1 protein-coding gene is annotated in these 842 nt (G+C 52.5%); it reads right to left on the minus strand.

Features of this window, described 5'->3' with window-relative positions:
• Positions 1-842, minus strand: an 842-nt coding sequence (gene lptG, locus ACTHS3_RS16015; RefSeq protein ID WP_440368508.1) for an LPS export ABC transporter permease LptG, incomplete at both ends; no start/stop codon positions are given.

Consider the following 842-nt stretch of genomic DNA (forward strand, 5'->3'; position numbering starts at 1 on the left):
GCAAAGTGGAACAGCAAACCGAGGCAAATACCGCCAAAAAGTTTCAAGCCCATATTGCCGTGGCGCGTGGTTTGCGGCGTAAAGGCGAAGGCAACAAGCGCCATCACCCATGCGGCAACGGGATACACCAGCTTGCGCCACCATGCGATGGCATAGACTTGGGTATTTTGGTTGTTTTTTTCCAGATGGTCGATGTAGGTGGTCAACTCGCCGACAGACATTTGGTCGGGCTTGACGAGCAATACGTCCAGCAGGTTGCGTTTGACAGAAATCGGCCAGTTTTCTTCAGCCGCAGTAGAGACCTCGACTTTATCTTCGCCCAATATGCTGCGGCGGATATTTTTCAGCTGCCAGCTGCCGTCTGGATTCAAAACGGCTGATTCTGCTTCTGCCGCTTGGGTCAATTCGTTTTTATCGTTGCGCTGCCAAATTTTGATGCCCAAAAGCGTATGGTCGGGCAACATTTCGCGCACGTTGATGATGCTGTTTTTTTCTTTCAGCCAAAGGCCGGTATTGCCGGTACTGATTTTGCCGTTGATGGCGGCGGCTTTGATGTTTTCGGCTTTTTGGCTCAGCGTGGGGGCGACCCATTCGCCAAGTGCGACGGTGGCAATGGCGAAAATCAAACCGAACTGCGACAGAATCAACAGCAGCTTTTTGGTACTCATGCCGCTGGCTTTGATAACGGTCAGCTCGCTGCCGGAAGCCAGTTGGCTGAGGGAAATCAGGCCGCCGATCAAAACGGCAAGCGGCATCAGTTCATATGCGCGCGCAGGCATCTGCATTAAAACATACTGCCCCAATTTTGCGCCGTTATAGCTGCCTTTTCCAAGATCGCCGAC

This window comes from Neisseria sp. P0009.S007, assembly GCF_051962515.1.